Raw genomic sequence first — 21,371 nt, forward strand, 5'->3', positions numbered from 1 at the left:
TTTTGAAAGCCCAAAAAAAAGATCGGGGTGTTCGGCGTGACGGCAAAAAGCAAATCTCCTGACTTCGTCCTTATCATCGTCACCTTTTTACTGTTGACGATTGGATTGATCATGGTGTACAGCGCTAGCGCCATTTGGGCGGCGTACAAATTTGACGATGCGTTTTTCTTCGCAAAAAGGCAAATGTTGTTTGCCGCTTTGGGAATCATCGCCATGTTCTTTTTCATGAATTTTGATTACTGGACGTGGCGGTCATGGGCAAAGTTTCTCTTGATTGTTTGTTTCATCCTGCTCATCGCTGTATTGATTCCCGGAATTGGGATGGTCCGCAACGGTTCCAGAAGCTGGATAGGGGTCGGTGCATTTTCCATCCAGCCGTCGGAGTTTATGAAATTCGCCATGATCGCTTTTCTTGCAAAATTTCTGTCTGAAAATCAAAAAAACATAACAACAATCCGAAAAGGTCTTTTCCCATCATTAGGGTTAGTATTTCTTGCCTTCGCCATCATTATGCTGCAGCCGGATTTGGGAACTGCGACCGTGATGGTGGGGGCATGCACCGTCATGATTTTTGTTGCTGGGGCTAAAATCCGCCATTTTATCGGATTAGGGCTGATTGGCGTGTTTGGCTTTGCGGTTTTAGTGTTATCGGCGCCATACCGAATCAAAAGAATTACCTCTTTTTTAGATCCGTGGGAAGATCCGCTCGGAAGCGGATTTCAAATTATTCAATCGCTTTACGCCATAGGCCCTGGCGGATTGTTCGGATTAGGATTGGGTCAGAGCAGACAAAAATTTTTTTATTTGCCTGAACCGCAAACGGACTTTATTTTTGCCATTGTGGCGGAAGAGCTCGGTTTTATCGGCGGTTCCCTTGTGCTATTGCTGTTTGCTCTTCTGTTGTGGCGCGGCATTATCATTGCGTTGGGAGCGCCGGATTTATATGGAAGCTTGCTGGCGGTAGGAATTATTGCGATGGTAGCGATCCAAGTCATTATCAACATTGGGGTTGTGACAGGATTGATGCCTGTGACAGGCATTACTCTGCCGTTTTTGAGTTATGGCGGCTCATCCTTAACATTAATGCTGATGGCGATTGGCGTTTTGTTAAATATTAGTCAACATGCAAAAATATAAAAGACATTTTGCCTTGCCGTTGGAAATGAGTACACAATGCATTATTTTGATTATCAGGAGGCCAGGATGATGAAAATAGTTGTCAGCGGGGGAGGAACTGGAGGTCATATTTATCCTGCCCTTGCTTTTATAAAGGAAGTGCAAAAACAAGAAAAAAATGTCGAGTTTTTATACATAGGGACGGAAAAAGGACTTGAAAAAGAAATTGTCAACCGTGAACAAATTCCTTTTCGAGCGATTGACATCAGCGGATTTAAACGAAAGTTTACTTTGGAAAATTTGAAAACCATTCATCGCTTTATCAAAAGTGTTTCGGTCTGCAAAAAGTGGCTGCAACACTTTCAAGCAGATGTCGTCATCGGAACCGGAGGATATGTTTGCGGCCCCGTTGTTTATGCGGCTAGCAAACTTGGCATACCGACGATCATTCATGAACAAAACAGCCTGCCGGGTGTCACCAACAAATTTCTGGCGCGATATGCGGATAAGGTAGCGATTTCCTTTGAAGAATCAAAAAAGTATTTTCCGGAAGGCAAAGTAGTACTCACTGGTAATCCGCGGGCACAGGAAGTAATAGGAGTTGATGGCGAAAGAGGCAGAGCTGCGCTGAATCTAAAAAAGGATTTAAAAACTGTTCTCATTTTTGGCGGCAGCCGCGGCGCGCGTCCAATCAACGAATCGGTCCTCAGCATCCTAAGTGAATTTGCCAACAAACCGTATCAAGTCGTGTATGTGACAGGTGAAGTTCACTATGGCCAAATCATCGATCAATTAAAACAAAAACAGCCTCCCGAAAATGTCATCATCAAACCGTTTATTCATAATATGCCAGAAGTTTTAGCAGCTGTCGATTTAATTGTTTCAAGAGCTGGGGCAACGACATTGGCGGAAATTACCGCACTCGGACTGCCGAGCATTTTAATTCCAAGCCCTTATGTGACGGCCAACCACCAAGAAATCAATGCCCGCTCTTTGAGCGATAAAAAGGCGGCTGTCTTGTTATTAGAAAAAGATTTGACAGGACAAAAGCTGCTGACATCAATAGACGGTATTTTGCTTCATTCCGACAAACTGGAAAAAATGAAAAACGCCTCAAGGGCATTAGGAATCCGTGATGCGGCAACAAGGCTTTATGAGGTGATGAAAGAACTGGTCATTACCAAGAAAAAGAATTAAGAATGGAGAGATCTGAAAGTGAGACAGCTTGTAGAAGCTTTGGAAAAAGCCGATATAGGGAAAGTGATTGAAGGAGAACCGTTAAAAAAACATACGACAATGAAAGTTGGCGGACCGGCTGATATTTTTGTCGAGCCAAAAAGCATGGAAGCTGTAAAGAAAACGATGGAGATCGTCCGGCAATACGGCGTCCATTGGCGAGTCATTGGCAGAGGTTCAAATCTATTAGTATTAGACGAAGGAATTGACGGTGTTGTCATCAAATTAGGCAAAGGGATCAGCCACCTTAAAATAAACGGTGAGGAAGTGACGGCAGGCGGCGGATATTCCCTAGTGGCCTTGTCAACGCTCATCAGCAGAAAAGGGTTGTCCGGTTTGGAGTTTGCAAGCGGAATTCCCGGTTCTGTCGGGGGCGCCGTCTATATGAATGCCGGTGCACACGGATCCGATATTTCGCAAATATTGAAAAAGGCGCACATTCTTTTTGCGGACGGAACGATGGAATGGCTGGACAATGAAGAAATGGAATTTTCCTACCGGCACTCTGTGCTCCAAGACAAGCGTCCGGGTATTTGCCTTGAAGCAGTTTTTAAGTTGAAAGCCGGCAATCGGGAAGAGATTGTTGGGAAAATGCAGCATAACAAAGAATATCGAAAAGAAACGCAGCCATGGGATTCCCCTTGTGCTGGCAGCATTTTTCGAAATCCTCTTCCACATTATGCGGGGGAATTGATTGAAAAAGCCGGCTTAAAAGGCCGTCAAATGGGAGGAGCCAAAATATCGGAGATGCATGGCAATTTTATTGTAAACGCAGATGATGCCAAAGCCTCAGATGTTCTGGCTTTAATTGATCTTGCCAAAAAGACCGTTTTGGAAAAATACCAAATTGAATTGAAGACAGAAGTTGAAATCATAGGAAGGAATAAATAGGAAAAAATTCTTATCCCTTTCCTGCTTTCATACGTGTTATAATAGTTTCAAAAAGATTGTAAAAGAAACGGCATTTAATGCCGTTTTTCACCTTTCCAACCTTTTCGGACAAGCTCGGGATCAAACAAACCTAGGTCTAACGATCTAGGACGGGGTGACTCAAAGATTGAAAAATAAAAATATCGTTTCACTTGAAGACCGGATACCAAAATTAAAGGAGCAGAGAAAACGCAAGGCAAACAGGCGGTTCATTACGTTTATGACCGTCTTCTGTCTTCTCATATTCATCATTATTTATTTGGAAACGCCGTTGAGCGATGTAAAACGAGTTGAAGTGGAAGGCAATTTGAATGTTGCCGACGAAACGGTCGTCAAGTTGACCGGAATTGATCAGCGCACAAATTTTTGGAGCGTCGACAAGAAACAGACGGAAAAAGCCGTCGAGTCCCATGAACAAATTAAAAAGGCTGAGATAAAAAAAATCTTTCCAAACACCATTTTGGTTCAAATTACAGAATGGAAACGAGTTGCATACGTTTCCAGCGGATCTTCTTTTTATCCAATTTTAGAAAACGGACATATGCTGAAGGAGACAAAAAGTGTAAAAGCGCCCGATGCACCAATCTTAATCGGTTTTAAAGAAGATGAATACACCCAGCTGATGGCTAAGCAGCTGATGTCACTCCCTCGCTCTATTTCCTATTCCATTTCTGAAATTCATTACACACCGGTTAAAATGGATCCGTACCAAATTACTTTGTACATGAACAACGGTTATGAAGTAAGGGCTTCACTGAAAACATTTGCGGATAAAATGAAGTCATATCCCCTCATTGTCAAGGAACTCGATCCCAAAGAGAAAGGTGTAATTCATCTGGAAGTCGGCACCTATTTTGAAAGCTATGAAAAGTGAAGAAGGAGAAAGATCCGATGAAAAAAGCAAAGGGTAGCTATGTGATGTTTTTTTTTATCATGCTTGTCGTCGGGTTTTTACTATCCTATTCCTTTCAGATAACCCGCGAAAAACCAAAATTAACCCGATCCCCTGAGCAATGGGAAAAAGAATACCAAATAAGACAGCTGCTCATCGAGCAGGAAAAGATGAATAAAGAACTTCAGGAGGAACTATACCGTAAACAGAAAAAAGTCACAGAAATTGAGGAAAATTTAAAGAAGGAAAAAGAAATATACTACCGTTTAGTGGAAGATGTTGAAAAAATGAGAATGTTTGTTGGAGAAGTGGGTGTGAAAGGAGAAGGGGTGGAAGTAACGCTCGAAGATGCTTCCTATATACCTGAGGGGGAAAATGTCAACAACTATATCGTTCATGAATATCATCTTTTTAAAGTTGTCAATGAATTGCTTATTTCGGGAGCTGCTGCCGTTGCCATAAACGGGCAAAGAATTTTCCATGATTCGTATATTCAATGCAACGGTCCCGTAGTGACGGTCGATGGCAACCAATTTCCCGCGCCGTTTGTCATTACCGCTATTGGTGATGCCGAAGTGCTTTATCAGGCATTAAACATAGCAGGAGGAGTGCTTGATCAGCTGTCATATGAAAATATTGTCGTTGCCATTGAAAAGAAAAAAGAAATAAAATTAGGCCCGCGCCTGACGAATGAATCGTCGCCAAAAACCGCTATTAATTAAGAAAGGTGATGAACGATTGGACAAAACAAATTGGAAAATGGCGTTGACATTTTCCATCATCACGACCATTTTTGGTTTTATGGCAGCTGTTCAATACCGCTCGATTAAAGAACCTGAAGTGCGCGATACCCGCGACATGTGGGAGCTTCGCGAAGATTTAAAAAAAGAACAAAAATTGCAGGTGGAGTTGCTTAAAGAGATTCGCAAATATGACCAAGTTCTTAAAAATATGGAGAAAGAAGATAGCCCTGAAAATGCGTTAAAAGAAACATTGGCAAAACTAAAACAGGAAGCAGGGCTAGCAGAAGCTGTCGGTGAAGGAGTAGTCTTGACGATCGAACCCCTTTTTGACGAACAGCTCGGTGGAGAAGTTCGCCCGATTTCACCGGATCTCTTGAAGCATTTAATCAATGAATTAAATTTTTTTGATGCGGAAGAAATTTCAATAGGCGGCTTTCGGATCATCAATACTACGGTGATTCGAGATATCAACGGCATCACCAAAATTGATGGAAACAGCATCGTTGGTTATCCGCTTGAAATTAAAGTAATTTCCGAAGACGCGGAGAAACTTTATAACAAAATTCAAGGATCTGCTTTGAAAGATGATTTTGCGATCGATAACTTAAAGTTGACGATTTCAAGACCGCTAAATGATCTCAAAATTCCGCCCTATAACGAAACGATTCGCATGAAAAACGTGGCGCCCCTTAAAGCTGAAAAGGAAGGGAATTCATAATGTGGCTTCCGATTATTGGCATTCTTTTAGGGATTATGCTAGGAATATACAGCAATATTCACATACCGGAAGAATATTCAAATTATTTATCCATTGCGATACTGGCAGCGCTTGATACGCTCCTCGGGGGAGTGCGGGCTCATTTGCAAGGCGTTTATGATGAGCTCGTATTTGTGTCAGGATTCTTTTTTAATATTGTTTTGGCCGCATGTTTAGCTTTTCTCGGAGTTCATCTTGGTGTAGACTTGTATTTAGTAGCGATGTTTGCTTTTGGTGTTCGCCTATTCCAAAACATTGCCGTTATTCGCAGACTATTAATTGAAAAATGGCGGCAGAAAAAATTAGAAAGCAAAAAAATTCAAGAAATAAAAAGGGAATAAAGCAGGTGCGTTGAATTTAACCATATAATGAAATGATACAAAGATGTAACGTTCGATTCATTGTATTGTTGTTTAAGACATAATAGAATAGTAGTGTTGAAATAAGGAGGTGCCAGAAGTATGAACAACAATGAAATATTTGTAAGTCTTGACATCGGTACATCCAATGTAAAAGTGATCATTGGCGAAATCATGGATGAATCTTTAAATATCATTGGCGTTGGCAATGTAAACTCAAAAGGCTTGAAAAAAGGATCAATCGTTGATATAGATGAAACGGTTCATTCGATCAAAAAAGCTGTCGAACAGGCGGAAAGGATGGTCGGCATTCCGCTGAAAAGAGTTGTTGTCGGCGTGAATGCTTCCCATATACATCTTCAAGATTGCCATGGTGTTGTTGCAGTATCAAGCGAGAACCGGGAAATAAAAAATGATGATGTCAGACGTGTCATCGAAGCAGCTCAAGTTTTGTCGATTCCTCCTGAAAGGGAAATTATCGATTGCATCCCGAAACAGTTTATCGTCGACGGCCTGGATGGCATTCACGATCCCCGCGGAATGCTCGGAGTAAGGCTTGAAATGGAAGGTCTCCTCATAACAGGATCGAAAACAATGTTACATAACTTGCTGCGTTGTGTAGAACGCGCTGGTTTGGAAATAACGGATATTGCGCTACAGCCCCTTGCCTGCGGGTCTGCAGCATTATCGAAAGACGAAAAAAATTTAGGCGTAGCCCTGATTGATATTGGCGGCGGATCCACTACCATCGCCGTTTTTGAAAATGGTGAATTAAAAACAACGTCAGTTCTCCCTGTGGGCGGTGAACATATTACGAACGATTTGTCCATCGGCCTTAGAACTTCAACGGAAGAGGCAGAAAAGATCAAAATGAAGCATGGACATGCTTTTTATGAACATGCGTCTGTGGAGGAAGTGTTTGACGTCCCGCTGATCGGCAGTGATAAAACGCAAGAGTTCAGCCAATTGGACATTGCGGAAATCATTGAAGCCAGAACTGAGGAAATTTTTCAGCTTGTGAGAAAAGAAGTGACGAAGCTTGGTTTCAGGGAATTGCCGGGAGGGTTTGTGTTAACGGGCGGAACCGCCAATATTCCGGGTTTGCTCGAACTTGCCCAAACCGTTCTCGCACATAACGTACGAATTGCCAGCCCTGATTATATCGGCGTCAGAAATCCTCAATACATGACAGGTGTCGGGCTGATCCAATTTGCTTATAAAAATGCGAAAATACAAGGAAGAAGGATTGGATCGCATGTGGAATTAGATAGGGTTCAACAGACGGTTCCTGATGATTCTTACACCTCTCATAAAAAACAGGCTTCAAAACCAAAAAGCGAAGAAAAAATGAGCAGAGTGAAAAAATTTTTTGGGTACTTTTTCGAATAAATATTTCGTCAATAGAGCATTGATGGATTAGGAGGATTTGCATGTTGGAGTTTGAAACGAACATAGACGGGTTTGCGACGATAAAAGTGATAGGAGTGGGTGGCGGCGGGAACAATGCTGTCAACCGGATGATTGAACATGGTGTACAAGGTGTTGAATTTATTGCAGTCAATACCGATGCGCAAGCATTGAATCTTTCCAAAGCGGAAATAAAACTGCAAATAGGCGCCAAGCTGACGAGAGGTTTGGGGGCAGGGGCAAATCCGGAAGTAGGAAAAAAAGCGGCTGAAGAAAGCAAAGAGCAAATTGAAGAAGCGCTCAAAGGAGCGGACATGGTGTTTGTAACTGCCGGAATGGGGGGCGGCACTGGAACTGGAGCTGCACCTGTTATCGCACAAATTGCCAAAGACTTGGGAGCTTTAACCGTCGGTGTTGTGACGAGGCCGTTTACATTTGAAGGCCGCAAGCGGGCGATGCAGGCTGCCGGCGGAATCGCTTCGATGAAAGAATCGGTCGATACATTGATTGTCATTCCGAATGACAGATTGCTTGAGATTGTCGACAAAAATACGCCAATGTTAGAAGCGTTCCGCGAAGCGGATAATGTTCTTCGCCAAGGGGTGCAAGGAATTTCTGATTTAATTGCCGTTCCCGGATTGATTAATTTGGATTTTGCGGATGTCAAAACCATCATGTCGAATAAAGGTTCTGCTTTGATGGGCATTGGTGTAGCCACTGGAGAAAACCGTGCTGCTGAAGCTGCGAAAAAAGCCATTTCCAGTCCTCTTCTTGAAACGTCGATTGATGGTGCACAAGGAGTGCTGATGAACATTACGGGCGGGACAAATTTAAGTTTGTATGAAGTGCAGGAGGCAGCTGACATTGTTGCTTCTGCTTCAGACCAGGATGTCAATATGATTTTTGGTTCTGTCATCAATGAAAACTTAAAGGATGAAATTGTTGTCACTGTCATTGCCACAGGCTTTCGTGAAGTCGAGTCAAATTCGGCCAAACAAGACAATCGCTTTTTTTCTCAAAATTTAAAATCAAACATGCTGCCAAAACGAGATCCGAAACGAGAAGAACCTCAGCAAGATTTGGCTAACCGCACCTTTCAGCAGGCTGAAGATACATTGGATATTCCAACTTTCCTAAGAAACCGCAAACGGCGCTGATGATGAAGAAAGCATCGGACTGTCTAAAAAGTCCATTTTAGTGTCACATGTTTCCAAGTAAAAGACCCAAGAATGTTGATATAACAGCATTCCTGGGTCTTGCTTTTTTCATAAATTCGTCTGAAAACCCCTTTTCGGACAGCCCCATGCTTTTTTTGTTGAATCGACGAAATCATCATGAATCCGGCAAAAAATATTTTTTGCTTTCGGCATTATATGACACAATTTGGAATTTAAAACATTTATACTAGCTTGTAGCAGGAAAAGAAACGATGCATAAAAGAATATGGAGAGGGAGAGATGGTTGGCCGTTTATTTGGATGCTGTTTGGCTGCTCAATTTTTGTTTTGATGCCATGCTCCTATTGTTAACAGGGATGATTTTAAAAAAAAAGATAAAACCTTGGAGGCTGATCATATCAGCACTGATTGGCTCTTCCATTGTTATTTTGCTTTTTACACCGTTAGCTCCTTTTGCAAACCGTCCGGAATCCAAGCTGATTCTTTCTTGCGCGATGGTGGTTCTCGCATTTGGTTTCCATCGGTTCCGTACTTTTTTTAGTACTTTATGCACGTTTTATTTTGTCTCATTTGCAATCGGTGGCGGAATGCTCGGCGCCTATTATTTTTTTCAAAGCAACGTCATCTTTCAAGATCAAGTGATTTTAACGAATAGCACAGGTTTTGGCGACCCTGTCGGATGGATGTTTGTGATCATTGGCTTTCCCATTGTTTGGTATTTTTCCCGTATACGATTCGAACAGCTCGAAGCAAAAAAAATTTTCTATGACCAAATTGTTGAAGTCGCCATTATCATTGAAAATCAAAAGGCTGCCCTAAAAGGATTGATCGACAGCGGAAATCAACTTCATGATCCAATCACAAACAAGCCCGTCATGATTGTGGAAACAGAAAAAATAAAAGATCTGCTTCCGGAAAACATTTTTCGGATCATTTCCCGCCAAAACCCGCTTGATGCGTTATCTCAAACAGTTGAGACAGATTGGGTCGAGCGGCTCAGAATTATTCCTTATCGAGCAGTAGGGAGGGATCATCAATTTTTGCTGGCTATAAAAGCCGATCAACTCATCATTCAATTAAAAGAAGAGAAGCTAATGGTTTTTCATCCTTTGATCGGCCTTGAGCCTATGGCATTGTCGAGTGAAGGTGATTACCAGTGCATCATTCATCCAAAAATGATTCAGAAAGGAAACAAACAGCATGCATCCTAATACATGAATACATACAGAAAGGAGAGCAAAATGGGAAAATTTCGCTTTTATTTAACTTATTTATGGTACAAGTTTTTATGGAAAGTCGGGCTGAAAAGTGATGAAATCTATTATATCGGCGGAAGTGAAGCATTGCCTCCGCCTCTCTCAAAAGAAGAGGAAGAAGTGCTTTTAAAAAAACTTCCGAAAGGAGATCAGGCGGCCCGTTCTATTTTAATTGAACGCAATTTGCGCCTTGTCGTCTATATCGCCCGCAAATTTGAAAACACCGGGATCAATATCGAAGATCTAATCAGCATCGGCACAATCGGTTTAATAAAGGCTGTCAACACTTTCAACCCTGAGAAAAAAATCAAACTTGCTACATATGCATCGAGATGTATTGAAAACGAAATACTTATGTACCTAAGACGAAACAATAAAACACGCTCCGAAGTTTCCTTCGACGAACCTCTTAATATAGATTGGGATGGGAATGAACTGCTGCTTTCCGATGTGCTTGGAACAGATGTCGATATTATTACAAAGGATTTGGAGGCGAACATTGACCGCAAGCTGCTGATGCGGGCGCTTGCACAGTTAAACGATCGGGAAAAACAAATTATGGAGCTTAGATTCGGCCTGCACGGAGGGGAAGAGAAAACGCAAAAAGATGTCGCCGATATGCTCGGCATCTCCCAATCCTATATTTCGAGACTTGAAAAAAGAATTATTAAACGATTGCGGAAAGAATTTAATAAAATGCTGTAAATAAATAGACATCATAAAGTTGTTTCGCCAAGCAATTTGGAAAAAAGCGATTGAAAAGCTTGTGCATATTTTTCCTTCTCGGGGAGATACTGATCATAGTACAGCAAGAACTCCTGAGGGGGAAACAAAATGGCGAAAAGCAAAGTTGAAATTTGCGGTGTAGACACTTCAAAGCTTCCGGTTTTAAAAAACGAGGAAATGAGAGTGTTGTTTAAACAAATGCAAAACGGCGATTTATCAGCCAGGGAAAAACTTGTCAACGGCAATTTGCGCCTTGTGCTCAGTGTTATCCAACGATTCAACAACAGAGGAGAATATGTGGATGATTTATTTCAAGTAGGCTGCATCGGTTTAATGAAATCGATTGATAATTTTGATTTAAGTCAAAATGTCAAATTTTCTACATATGCGGTGCCGATGATCATTGGCGAAATTCGTCGGTATTTAAGGGACAACAATCCGATCAGAGTGTCAAGATCGTTAAGGGATATAGCCTATAAGGCGTTGCAAGTCCGCGAAAAATTAATGAGTGAAACATCCCGTGAACCGAGTGCAGAGGAGATAGCCAAAGTGCTGGAAGTTGAGCAGGAAGAGATCGTTTTCGCCCTCGATGCCATACAGGATCCGGTTTCGCTGTTTGAACCCATTTACAATGATGGCGGTGATCCGATTTATGTCATGGATCAGTTGAGTGATGAACGAAACCGTGATTCAAAATGGATTGAAGAAATCGCATTAAAAGAAGGAATTCGGCGTTTAAATGACAGGGAAAAGCTGATCTTGAAAAAACGATTTTTTCAAGGGAAAACGCAAATGGAGGTGGCGGAAGAAATCGGCATTTCCCAAGCACAAGTATCAAGGCTTGAAAAAGCGGCCATAAAGCAGATGACGAAAAATATTCAATAGTTTTACAAGGACCATGTTCTGGCGAGCATGGTCCTTTATCATGATTTCTGTTGAAAGAACATATAAATCAATATAGGAAGAACGGAGAGGAGAAGGGAAAGGTGATTCATATTTCCGAACTGCAGGCAAAAGATGTTGTAAATGTTTATGACGGCAAAAAATTAGGCAACATCGACGATCTCGATATCAATGTAACGACAGGCAAAATCCAAGCGATTATGATAGGCCAGCAAGGAAAAATGCTAGGAATATTTGGACGGGGGGAGGAAATCGTCATTCCTTGGAGGAATATTGTAAAAATTGGCGAAGATGTTATTTTAGTAAGAATATCAAAAGATGACAAAGAAATTGCCAATTAAAGCGAAAATTCGTTAAAGACGGAGTATAGATGTGGTAAAATAAAAAGGGAGATTGTCGAAAAGGATTGATTATATGGAACGAGAGCCTTTTCAAATTGTTGATTCTTCGGTGTTGTCCATCCCAGATTGGAAAGAACATCATCCGCAGCTAATCATCGGCTTCACGACGAGAAATGGAGGTGTCTCCCAAGATTCCTTTCAATCATTAAATTTAGGACTCCATGTTCCGGATGACAGCAAAGCGGTTATAAAGAACCGCAAAATAGTGGGAGACAAGATCAAAGCCAATCTTTCCAACTGGGTGTGCGCCGATCAAGTTCATGATAAAAAGATTGTCAAAGTTACGCAGCACCATAAAGGTGCCGGTGTTTTTTCTTATGATGAATGCATTTCCGGCACCGACGGTCTCTATACATTTGAAAAAAATGTCCTGCTGGCTCTTTTTTTTGCCGATTGCGTACCGATTTTCTTTTTTTCTCCTAAAAACTCCCTTATTGGCATATGCCATGCTGGCTGGAGAGGAACAGCGAAAAATATTGCAGGTGAATTCGTGGATCATTGGGCAAAAGAGGAAGGAATTGCCGTCGAAGAGATCCATGCGGCAATCGGCCCTTCCATCCGCGATTGTTGTTATGTTGTCAATGATGATGTGTTGGAAGGCTTAAATGCCGTTTATCCGTTAAATAAATCCGGCCGGCTAGTAAGACAAGTGAAAACAGGGCAATACGCAGTCAATCTTGCAGAGTTGAACCGGGAGCTGTTGATTTTAAAAGGGGTGCCGGATGAACAGATTGTAGTATCATCCTATTGTACAAGCTGTCATGAGAATCTCTTTTTTTCTCACAGAAGGGATAAAGGAAAAACGGGAAGAATGATGGGATTCATTGGCATGAAGGAGGGAATGTAGGCATTGACTGTTAAAGAAAATTTAGCAATGATTCAAGAAAGAATCGAACGAGCATGCCAAAAAGCAAACCGGAATATCCAGGACATCCAAATCATCGCGGTTACAAAGTATGTTTCGGTAGACCGTGCGAAGGAGGCAATCGATGCAGGCATTCTCCATTTAGGAGAAAATAGGGATGACGGTTTTCTTCATAAATACAACGAGATTGGATCTCACATTACTTGGCACTTCATTGGTACACTGCAATCAAAAAAGGTTAAAAATATTATTGACAAGGTGGATTACATACATTCTCTTGACAGATTGTCATTAGCCAAGGAAATTGAAAAAAGAGCCAAAAATAAAATAAAATGTTTTGTGCAAGTCAACACTTCAGGCGAAACGACAAAACATGGGGTCAAACCGGAAGAATGCCTTTCTTTCATTCATCAATTAAAAGATTTTTCACATATTGAAATAGTTGGTTTAATGACGATGGCGCCTTTTACAGACAATGAAGGAGTCATCCGCGGCTGTTTTCGTTTATTAAGAACGTTGAGGGACCAAATTCATTCGCAAAACCTTCCATATGCACCATGTACGGAGCTTTCCATGGGAATGTCCAATGATTATGAAATTGCCGTTGAGGAGGGAGCAACGTTTTTGCGAATAGGCTCCTCCTTAGTCGGATCAGAAAATGTAAATGGGGGTGAACGGAATGAGCATTAAAAACAAATTTAAAAGCTTTTTTGCCCTTGATGATGAAGAATATGAATATGAAGAAGTAGAAGACGTTGAGAATGAAAGGGTAAATGAAGCGCCTTTGTTCAGGCGGAGTGAGCATAATGATAGAGAGGCTGGCTATGGCAAAAAAAATATCGTCAGTTTGCAAAGCGTTCAAAAATCGACTAAAGTAGTATTGTGTGAACCAAGAGCCTATTCAGAAGCGCAAGAAATTGCCGATCATTTAAAAAGCCGACGGGCTTGCATCGTCAATTTACAGCGCATCGGCCATGATCAGGCCAAAAGAATTGTCGATTTTTTAAGCGGAACCGTTTACGCTATTGGCGGCGATATACAACGTGTTGGAGTAGATATCTTTTTATGCGCGCCCGACAATGTAGATATTTCCGGATCGATTTCCGATTTCTTGTCAGAAGATGATCATAAAAGGTGGTAGATATGGTAAATGGGGACGTTATATAACATTTTGAGTGTTTTGTTGGAAATCTATTCCTATGCGATTATCATTTATATTTTGATGTCATGGTTTCCTAACGCAAGAGAGACAGCAGTGGGGCAGTTTTTGGCAAATATTTGCGAGCCGTATTTAGAACCGTTCAGAAGATTTATTCCCCCGCTTGGAATGATTGATTTTTCTCCTATAGTTGCGTTGATTGCGCTAAGATTTGCCGATTACGGGCTGTATGCCGTTTTTTCGATGATATCTTGATAAAACCGCGCTGATTGGCGAAGGGAAATATTCCAATCGGCGCTTTTTATATAAGAAGTTGGAGTTGTATCGTAAGTGAACAGCATATATCAGCATTTTCGCGAAAATGAAAGGCCGTTTATTGACCAGCTGCTTGATTGGAAGAACATTGTAATGGAGCAATATCGGCCGAAATTGATTGATTTTCTGGATCCGAGAGAGCAAAACATTGTGAAAACGGTGATTGGGGAGCATAGCGATGTCCGCGTCCAATTTTTCGGAGGCTATGACCATGCGGAGCGAAAACGGGCGATCCTTTATCCGGATTATTTTCAGCCGACAGCAGATGATTTTGAACTCACCGCTTTTGAAATAGTCTATCCGAAAAAATTTGTGAACATTTCTCATCGGGAAGTGCTCGGATCTCTGATGGGATTAGGGGTGAAAAGAGGAAAATTTGGCGATATTCTCATCGAAGGCGGCATAGTGCAGTTCATCGCAGTGAAGGAAATGGAACGTTTTCTGTCCTTGAATTTCAGCAAAGTTGGCAGAACATCCGTCCAATTAAAGCCGATTTCATTCCATCAATTGATAGACGAAAAAAAGGAAATGGACGAGTTCATTATTACTGTTTCTTCTCTCCGTCTTGATGCCGTGATTGCCAATATCCACCGCTTGTCAAGACAAAAAGTAAAAGCGCTAATTGAAAATGGGCTAATCAAAGTAAATTGGAAAGTGACGGAAGACGCTCATTTTGAAGTGAAAGAAGGCGATGTATTTTCCGTTCGCGGTTATGGAAGAAGCAAAATTATCTCGATTGATGGGAAAACAAAAAAAGAAAAATGGCGTCTTGCTGTTGGCATTCAAAAATAATTTAAGGAAAATGGAGGAAAGTTGTCCGTTTTGTCGAAATATGTTTTATAATTGAAATAACGCTGACCGAAGAACATACTTATGGAGGTGGAATTTAGTGCCATTAACGCCATTGGATATTCATAACAAGGAGTTTACAAAAGGTTTTCGCGGATATGATGAAGATGAAGTCAATGAGTTTCTCGACCAAGTCATTAAAGATTATGAAATGATTATCCGTGAAAAAAAAGAACTTGAATTAAAGGTGAAAGAATTAACGGAAAAACTCAACCATTTTAACAATATAGAAGAGACATTAAATAAGTCCATTTTAGTCGCTCAGGAAGCGGCGGAAGATGTCAAAAGAAATGCCCAAAAAGAGGCAAAGCTGATCATTAAAGAAGCGGAAAAAAATGCAGACAGAATCATCAATGAAGCATTGGCAAAATCGCATAAAATTGCGATGGAAATCGAAGAAATGAAGAAGCAATCGAAAGTGTTCAGAACCCGCTTTCAAATGCTCATTGAAGCGCAGCTTGATTTGTTAAAAAACGATGATTGGGATCACTTGATGGAATATAATGTTGAACCGATTCTCGGCGAAGAAGAAACAGAGGAATCAAAAGTATAACTTGACTTTTTTCAGCTGTTTTTCTTATAATACGAAAATAAAATGAAATATAAAAAACAATGAGAGGGACAGTAGTTCTTCCATTCCCTTTCAGCAGCGAGCCGGGGACGGTGGAAGCCCGGTAAAGGCGGAAGAACGAAGATCACCCTTGAGTTCCGGGCTGAATTCAGTAAGCTTTGGCGGATGAAAAACCGTTAGCAATGTGAAGTGGACGGCAATGCCTTTTTGTCGTCTATAAGGGTGGTACCGCGAGATGTTCCTCCTCGTCCCTTAGGGATGAGGAGGTTTTTTATTTAGATAAATCTAAGATTTTTTGATGTGGAGGTATGGCAATGGATTATAAAGAAACATTATTAATGCCGAAAACAAGCTTTCCAATGAGAGGAAATCTGCCGAAAAGAGAGCCGGAAATCCAACAAAAATGGAATGAACTGTCCATTTATCAAAAAGTGCAGGAACGAACGAAAGGGCGTCCTTTATTTGTTTTGCATGACGGCCCTCCGTTTGCCAATGGGGATATCCATATGGGTCATGCTTTAAACAAAATTTTAAAGGACATTATCATCCGCTATAAATCAATGAGCGGATTTTGTGCACCATATGTTCCAGGATGGGATACGCACGGTCTCCCGATTGAAACCGCCCTAACGAAAAATAAAAAGGTAAATCGGAAGGAAATGTCTGTAGCTGAATTTCGCAAGCTATGCGAAGAATACGCATGGGGACAGATCAATCGCCAAAGAGAACAGTTCAAGCGGCTCGGAGTGCGCGGCGATTGGGACAATCCGTACGTAACGTTGAAACCGGAATATGAGGCTGAGCAAATTCGTGTTTTCGGTAAAATGGCGAAAAAAGGCTACATCTATAAAGGGCTGAAGCCTGTTTATTGGTCGCCTTCAAGCGAATCGGCATTAGCGGAGGCGGAAATCGAATATTATGAGAAACGTTCACCTTCTATTTATGTAGCATTCGAAGTGAAAGACGGTAAAGGTGTGCTAACGGAAGGAGAAAAAATTGTTATTTGGACGACCACTCCATGGACAATTCCAGCCAATTTAGGGATTGCCGTCCATCCTGAATTGGAATATTGCGTAGTCAAAGTTTCTGGCAGCCGTTTTGTTCTGGCAGCCGCCTTGCTTGAACAAGTTTCGAAAGAATTAAACTGGACGGAGTATGAAGTCGTAAAAACGTTCAAAGGATCAGCGCTCGAATATGTCGTTGCCAAACACCCGTTTTACGAACGTGATTCACTAGTGATGCTTGGCGAGCATGTGACGACAGATGCTGGGACTGGCTGCGTCCATACTGCGCCTGGCCATGGGGAGGATGACTTTATCATTGGCCAAAAATACGGTTTGGACGTATTATGTCCCGTTGATGAAAAAGGCTGTATGACAGAGGAAGCTCCTGGATTTGAAGGACTGTTTTATGAAGATGCGAATAAAAAAATTACCGAAAAATTAGAAGAAGTTGGCGCGCTCTTGAAGCTTTCGTTCATTACTCATTCATATCCGCATGATTGGAGAACGAAAAAACCGACCATTTTCCGGGCAACTTCGCAATGGTTTGCGTCCATTAAAGATTTTCGTCAAGAACTGCTTGATGCAATCAAAGAAACGAAATGGATCCCGCACTGGGGAGAAATGCGCATTCATAACATGATTCGAGATCGAAGCGACTGGTGCATTTCTCGTCAGAGGGTTTGGGGCGTGCCGATTCCTGTATTTTATGGTGAAAACGGGGAACCGATCATAACAGATGAAACAATTGAGCACGTGGCCAATCTTTTCCGCCAATATGGTTCAAATGTATGGTTTGAACGCGAGGCAAAAGATCTTCTGCCGGAAGGATTTACGCATCCATCAAGTCCAAACGGAATTTTTACGAAAGAGACGGATATTATGGATGTTTGGTTTGATTCCGGGTCATCGCATCAAGCGGTGCTCACCGTAAGGGAAGAATTGGAACGTCCAGCAGACCTGTACTTAGAAGGATCTGACCAATATCGCGGTTGGTTTAACTCTTCTTTGTCCACTGCAGTGGCAGTAACAGGAAAAGCACCTTATAAAGCGGTATTAAGCCACGGTTTTGCGCTTGACGGCGAAGGGCGGAAAATGAGCAAATCATTAGGAAACGTCGTTGCGCCGACAAAAGTGACGGAGCAGCTCGGAGCCGATATTCTCCGGTTATGGGTGGCATCTGTTGATTATCAATCCGATGTCCGTGTATCTGATGCGATTTTAAAACAAGTGGCAGAAGTTTACCGAAAAATTCGCAACACATACCGCTTCCTGCTGGGGAACTTGTTTGATTTTGATCCGAGCAAAGACAAAGTGCCATCGGAAAATTTACGGGAAGTCGACCGCTATATTCTCATTAAATTAAACAAGTTGATCGAGAAAGTGAAAAAAGCTTATGATGAATACGATTTTGCGGTTGTTTATCATGAGGTTCACAATTTCTGCACCATTGATCTCAGCTCATTTTATCTTGATTTTGCGAAAGATATTTTATACATTGAAGCAGCTGACAGCCATGACCGCCGCTCAATCCAAACTGTAATGCACGAAGCGCTACTCGCTCTTGTGAAGCTGATGGCGCCCATTTTGCCGCATACGGCTGACGAAGTTTGGAGCCACATTGAATCCGTTTCGGAAGAAAGCGTTCAGCTTGTCGATATGCCTGAAACGATTGACATTGAAGGAAGCAAAGAAATTGAAGCAAAATGGGACAAATTCATGCGCCTGCGCGATGATGTATTAAAGGCGCTTGAAAACGCGAGAAATGAAAAAGTGATCGGAAAATCTTTAACCGCTCAACTCATCCTTTATCCGAAGAAGGAAGTAAAAGAGCTGCTTGATGCGATTGAAGAGGATGTTAAACAGCTCTTTATCGTATCCCAGCTTGAATATGCTGGTGATTATGCAGAAGCGCCAATAGAAGCGCAAGCTTTCGACAACATCAAAATAATTGTAAAGCAAGCGGAAGGCGTCACATGCGAGCGCTGCTGGGTCGTAGCAAAAGATGTTGGATCCGATGAAGATCATCCTACGCTCTGCAAAAGATGTGCAACAATTGTTCGAGAACATTATACTGTTTAAAAGCCGTCGATTTGACGGCTTTTCTGTTTTGCAAGTGGAAAATGTTTAAAGTGTTATTGAATGATCGTGAGGTTAAAATATAGGTACGAAAACAGACGAGGGGGTTTTGATTATGAATCCGCTCGATCCCATTAAGGAAGAATTAACGTTAATGAAAGATGAACTAAATGCGCGGCTTTCCAATTGCCATATGGATGATCCGGCTTTTATCCGCAATGTCCAAAACGAACTGATCGATGTCGAGCGCGCATTAGTAAAAATGGAATATGGGCTTTATGGTATATGTGAAGAAACACGAAAAAAAATTCCAATTGAACAATTAACACATGTTCCGACCGCCAGAACGATTCATGATTTTCTCAATATGAAGACATATTTAAAAAAATCAATAGGTTTTCATGGAAAAGTGAAGTGAAGAGCTTCACTTTTTTGCTGGCCGCGCTTCTTTACTGTTTGTCAAAAAATGTGCTAAAATTTGAAAGAAACTTGCCTTTGAGTGGAGGAAAGCATTGTGCACAATTATATAATTGCTTTATTCGTCATCCTTCTCGATCAATGGACAAAATGGCTGATCGTGAAAAATATGGAAATTGGTGAAAGCATTGAAATCATTAACGGTTTTTTATACATAACGTCCCATCGCAATAAAGGGGCGGCTTGGGGAATATTGCAAAACCAAATGGTGTTCTTTTATATTATTACCGTGATAGTGGTCATTGCCATTATTTATTATATGCAAAAATATGCGAAACAACACGCAATGCTGGGGGCTGCCCTCAGCTTGATGCTCGGCGGCGCGATCGGAAATTTTATTGACCGCCTTTTCCGCAAAGAGGTTGTGGACTTTATCCATACATATATTTTTCAATATAATTTTCCGATTTTTAATATTGCCGATTCGGCTTTGACAATTGGGGTATTTTTGCTTTTTTTATATTTTCTGTTTTTCGAAGAAAAGAAACAAAAGGAGTAGAAAATGGAACAGTTTACTTTTGTTGTTACGGAAAAAGAGGAAAATGAACGGATTGATAAATGTTTGGCCAATGAAAATGAAAATTGGTCTAGGACATCTGTTCAAAATTGGATCAAGGATGGGGTTGTTCTCGTCAACCAAAAAAAAGTCAAAGCGAATTACAAATGCCAAAAAGGCGATGTCATCACCGTTTTGGTTCCGGAACCAGAAGTGCTGGATGTCAAGCCTGAACCGATGGAACTTGATATATACTATGAGGATGAAGATGTGATCGTTGTCAATAAACCGCGAGGAATGGTCGTTCATCCAGCACCAGGCCACACCACTGGCACACTTGTGAACGGCCTTTTATTTCATTGCAAGGATTTGTCAGGGATTAACGGTGTTCTCCGCCCGGGAATTGTTCACCGGATTGATAAAGACACCTCAGGTTTATTGATGGTGGCAAAAAATGACTTAGCACATGAATCGTTGGCAAAGCAGCTTGCGGAAAAAACAGTTGAAAGAAGATATAAGGCGGTCGTCCATGGGGTTATTCCCCATGATCAAGGCACGATCAATGCTCCCATCGGCAGGGATCCAAAGGATCGGCAAAAAATGACGGTAACAAAGACAAACAGCAAAGAAGCCGTCACCCATTTCTATGTGTTGGAACGCTTTTCGGATTTTACGTATATTGAGTGCAAGCTGGAAACCGGGAGGACGCATCAAATCCGCGTGCATATGAAATATATCGGCTATCCGCTTGCAGGCGATCCAAAGTACGGGCCGAAAAAAACGCTTCCGATTGATGGACAGGTTCTTCATGCAGGCGTGCTCGGATTTGAGCATCCCCGGAAAAAAGAGTTTTTGATGTTTGAAGCACCGCTCCCGGAAGAATTTGAAAAGATCTTGCAAATGTTAAGAAATGATCGTTGACATTTTTGCTTTGCTCTGTCATAATACGTTTAGAAAATGCAACATCCTTTAACTGCAGTCCCGAGAGGCTGAGAAGGAATGGTGTGACAGTAGGTTGGTTATGCACAAAAACCTCTCATCCTCAGGATGAGAGGTTTTTTTACGAATTAGAGGTGATGAGCATGCCGGAAAAAGCGGTTGTTTTAGATGACCAGGCGATCAGAAGGGCGCTTACAAGAATAGCCCACGAGATTATCGAACACAATAAAGGTATAGACAATTGTGTTTTGGTCGGCATTAAAACAAGGGGAATTTATCTTGCCAAGCGCCTTGCCAAGAGAATAGAAGAAATTGAAGGAAAGGAAATACCGGTCGGCGATCTTGATATTACCTTTTATCGGGATGATTTGACACAAAAAACTGAAAACGGCGAACCGCTCGTAAAAGGTTCAAATATCCCGATTGATATTAACAATCGAAAAGTTATTTTAGTGGATGATGTTCTTTACACGGGAAGAACTGTACGGGCAGCGATGGATGCGATTGTCGATTATGGCAGGCCGGCGCAAATCCAGCTTGCCGTTCTTGTTGACCGCGGCCACCGTGAACTGCCGATCCGAGCGGATTATGTCGGCAAAAACATTCCGACTTCCAGTTCGGAAAGAATTGTCGTGCAGCTTTTGGAAGTCGATGAAAAAGAAAAAGTATCCATTTATGAAAATGAATAGGTAGCCCTTTTAATAGCAGTCCAGAGAG

General features: G+C 41.6%; 24 protein-coding genes and 1 other annotated feature. All 24 genes read left to right on the top strand.

Features of this window, described 5'->3' with window-relative positions:
- Positions 1-36 precede the first annotated feature (36 nt).
- The 24 genes from spoVE (at position 37) to pyrR (ending at position 21,343) form a co-directional block, all read left to right on the top strand.
- A complete protein-coding gene (gene spoVE / locus AC0KTX_RS00405; RefSeq protein WP_474250245.1) occupies positions 37-1,137 on the top strand; it encodes a stage V sporulation protein E in 1,101 nt (366 codons plus the stop codon).
- Positions 1,138-1,206: 69 nt separating this feature from the next.
- Positions 1,207-2,313 (top strand): undecaprenyldiphospho-muramoylpentapeptide beta-N-acetylglucosaminyltransferase, encoded by a 1,107-nt coding sequence (murG, locus tag AC0KTX_RS00410; protein WP_474250246.1) that lies wholly within the window; start codon positions 1,207-1,209, stop codon positions 2,311-2,313.
- 18 nt (positions 2,314-2,331) lie between these two features.
- Positions 2,332-3,243, top strand: a complete 912-nt coding sequence (murB, locus tag AC0KTX_RS00415; RefSeq protein WP_474250247.1) for a UDP-N-acetylmuramate dehydrogenase — start codon at positions 2,332-2,334, stop codon at positions 3,241-3,243.
- Between the two features lie 166 nt (positions 3,244-3,409).
- Positions 3,410-4,156, top strand: coding sequence for a cell division protein FtsQ/DivIB (locus tag AC0KTX_RS00420; protein WP_474250248.1), 747 nt, complete (start codon positions 3,410-3,412; stop codon positions 4,154-4,156).
- Between the two features lie 17 nt (positions 4,157-4,173).
- Positions 4,174-4,896 carry a DUF881 domain-containing protein gene (locus AC0KTX_RS00425; RefSeq protein WP_474250249.1) on the top strand — a complete coding sequence of 241 codons (723 nt, stop codon included), beginning with the start codon at positions 4,174-4,176 and terminating at the stop codon, positions 4,894-4,896.
- A gap of 16 nt (positions 4,897-4,912) precedes the next feature.
- A complete protein-coding gene (locus AC0KTX_RS00430; protein ID WP_474250250.1) occupies positions 4,913-5,635 on the top strand; it encodes a DUF881 domain-containing protein in 723 nt (240 codons plus the stop codon).
- Entirely contained in the window at positions 5,635-6,015 is a 381-nt protein-coding gene (locus AC0KTX_RS00435) for a small basic family protein (protein ID WP_474250251.1), read from the top strand. The genes AC0KTX_RS00430 and AC0KTX_RS00435 overlap by 1 nt, the downstream gene beginning before the upstream one ends.
- 120 nt (positions 6,016-6,135) lie before the next feature.
- Entirely contained in the window at positions 6,136-7,422 is a 1,287-nt protein-coding gene (gene ftsA / locus AC0KTX_RS00440; protein ID WP_474250252.1) for a cell division protein FtsA, read from the top strand.
- A gap of 41 nt (positions 7,423-7,463) precedes the next feature.
- The gene (gene ftsZ, locus AC0KTX_RS00445; RefSeq protein ID WP_474250253.1) at positions 7,464-8,597 is read left to right on the top strand and encodes a cell division protein FtsZ; all 1,134 of its coding nucleotides are present in this window, start codon (positions 7,464-7,466) and stop codon (positions 8,595-8,597) included.
- A gap of 304 nt (positions 8,598-8,901) precedes the next feature.
- Complete coding sequence (gene spoIIGA / locus AC0KTX_RS00450) at positions 8,902-9,828, top strand: sigma-E processing peptidase SpoIIGA (protein ID WP_474250254.1); 927 nt, start codon at positions 8,902-8,904, stop codon at positions 9,826-9,828.
- Between the two features lie 30 nt (positions 9,829-9,858).
- Complete coding sequence (sigE, locus tag AC0KTX_RS00455; protein ID WP_474250255.1) at positions 9,859-10,578, top strand: RNA polymerase sporulation sigma factor SigE; 720 nt, start codon at positions 9,859-9,861, stop codon at positions 10,576-10,578.
- A 129-nt stretch (positions 10,579-10,707) separates the two neighbouring features.
- On the top strand, positions 10,708-11,484 hold the full coding sequence (gene sigG, locus AC0KTX_RS00460; protein WP_474250256.1) for an RNA polymerase sporulation sigma factor SigG: 777 nt from the start codon (positions 10,708-10,710) through the stop codon (positions 11,482-11,484).
- A 101-nt stretch (positions 11,485-11,585) separates the two neighbouring features.
- On the top strand, positions 11,586-11,843 hold the full coding sequence (locus tag AC0KTX_RS00465; RefSeq protein ID WP_474250257.1) for a YlmC/YmxH family sporulation protein: 258 nt from the start codon (positions 11,586-11,588) through the stop codon (positions 11,841-11,843).
- A gap of 73 nt (positions 11,844-11,916) precedes the next feature.
- Entirely contained in the window at positions 11,917-12,750 is an 834-nt protein-coding gene (gene pgeF / locus AC0KTX_RS00470) for a peptidoglycan editing factor PgeF (protein ID WP_474250258.1), read from the top strand.
- 3 nt (positions 12,751-12,753) lie between these two features.
- Positions 12,754-13,458: a YggS family pyridoxal phosphate-dependent enzyme gene (locus AC0KTX_RS00475; protein WP_474250259.1), complete on the top strand. Its 705-nt coding sequence runs from the start codon at positions 12,754-12,756 to the stop codon at positions 13,456-13,458.
- Positions 13,448-13,909 (top strand): cell division protein SepF, encoded by a 462-nt coding sequence (locus tag AC0KTX_RS00480; RefSeq protein ID WP_474250260.1) that lies wholly within the window; start codon positions 13,448-13,450, stop codon positions 13,907-13,909. Before AC0KTX_RS00475 ends, AC0KTX_RS00480 begins: the two co-directional genes overlap by 11 nt.
- 9 nt (positions 13,910-13,918) lie before the next feature.
- Positions 13,919-14,182: a YggT family protein gene (locus tag AC0KTX_RS00485; RefSeq protein WP_474250261.1), complete on the top strand. Its 264-nt coding sequence runs from the start codon at positions 13,919-13,921 to the stop codon at positions 14,180-14,182.
- 75 nt (positions 14,183-14,257) lie between these two features.
- Entirely contained in the window at positions 14,258-15,034 is a 777-nt protein-coding gene (locus tag AC0KTX_RS00490) for a YlmH family RNA-binding protein (protein WP_474250262.1), read from the top strand.
- A 97-nt stretch (positions 15,035-15,131) separates the two neighbouring features.
- Entirely contained in the window at positions 15,132-15,644 is a 513-nt protein-coding gene (locus AC0KTX_RS00495) for a DivIVA domain-containing protein (RefSeq protein WP_474250263.1), read from the top strand.
- 50 nt (positions 15,645-15,694) lie between these two features.
- Positions 15,695-15,918, top strand: a binding site (T-box leader).
- 58 nt (positions 15,919-15,976) lie between these two features.
- Positions 15,977-18,745 carry an isoleucine--tRNA ligase gene (gene ileS / locus AC0KTX_RS00500; protein WP_474250264.1) on the top strand — a complete coding sequence of 923 codons (2,769 nt, stop codon included), beginning with the start codon at positions 15,977-15,979 and terminating at the stop codon, positions 18,743-18,745.
- Between the two features lie 112 nt (positions 18,746-18,857).
- Positions 18,858-19,160 carry a molecular chaperone DnaK gene (locus tag AC0KTX_RS00505; RefSeq protein WP_474250265.1) on the top strand — a complete coding sequence of 101 codons (303 nt, stop codon included), beginning with the start codon at positions 18,858-18,860 and terminating at the stop codon, positions 19,158-19,160.
- A gap of 96 nt (positions 19,161-19,256) precedes the next feature.
- Positions 19,257-19,718 (top strand): signal peptidase II, encoded by a 462-nt coding sequence (lspA, locus tag AC0KTX_RS00510; RefSeq protein ID WP_474250266.1) that lies wholly within the window; start codon positions 19,257-19,259, stop codon positions 19,716-19,718.
- 3 nt (positions 19,719-19,721) lie between these two features.
- On the top strand, positions 19,722-20,636 hold the full coding sequence (locus AC0KTX_RS00515; protein ID WP_474250267.1) for an RluA family pseudouridine synthase: 915 nt from the start codon (positions 19,722-19,724) through the stop codon (positions 20,634-20,636).
- Between the two features lie 161 nt (positions 20,637-20,797).
- Positions 20,798-21,343, top strand: coding sequence for a bifunctional pyr operon transcriptional regulator/uracil phosphoribosyltransferase PyrR (gene pyrR / locus AC0KTX_RS00520; protein ID WP_474250429.1), 546 nt, complete (start codon positions 20,798-20,800; stop codon positions 21,341-21,343).
- The last annotated feature ends 28 nt before the right edge of the window (positions 21,344-21,371 follow it).

The organism is Aeribacillus sp. JST-2, from assembly GCF_056032925.1.